The organism is Lachnospira rogosae (ex Hitch et al. 2025), assembly GCF_040096455.1.
GTDB classification, from domain to species: domain Bacteria; phylum Bacillota; class Clostridia; order Lachnospirales; family Lachnospiraceae; genus Lachnospira; species Lachnospira rogosae.
The window spans coordinates 1-575 of sequence record NZ_JBBMER010000023.1; the positions used below are offsets into that span (position 1 = coordinate 1).

Annotated in this window: 1 rRNA gene; it reads right to left on the minus strand. The window is 49.7% G+C overall.

Going from position 1 to position 575, the window contains the following annotated elements:
* Positions 1-574, minus strand: a 23S ribosomal RNA gene (locus WMO14_RS12890); the annotation flags it as partial.
* Position 575: the final 1 nt, after the last annotated feature.

The following is a 575-nucleotide window of genomic DNA, read 5'->3' on the forward strand; positions in this document are numbered from 1 at the left end:
CGTGCTCCGACAGCTTGTAAACACAGGGTTTCAGGTTCTCTTTCACTCCCCTCCCGGGGTCCTTTTCACCTTTCCTTCACAGTACTATGCGCTATCGGTCACTGAGTAGTATTTAGCCTTACGGAGTGGTCTCCGCTCATTCCCACAAGGTTCCTCGTGTCTCGTGGTACTCTGGATACTGCCTTGCTGCTTTCAATTTCGGATACGCGGCTTTCACGCTTTCCTGCTGGACTTCCCAGACCATTCTCCTATCAATCGCAGATCAATTATGCAGTCCTAACCCCGAAAGATAAATCTCTCGGTTTGGGCTCTTTCCCTTTCGCTCGCCGCTACTAAGGAAATCGATGTTTCTTTCTCTTCCTCCGGGTACTTAGATGTTTCAGTTCCCCGGGTTCCCTCTGGCAAGTTATGTATTGGCTTGTCAGTACTTAAGGTTTACTTAAGTGGGTTCCCCCATTCGGATATCCACGGCTCAAAGGATATTTGCTCCTCCCCGTGGCTTTTCGCAGCTTATCACGTCCTTCATCGGCTCTCAGTGCCTAGGCATCCACCCTGTGCTCTTTATAGCTTAACCA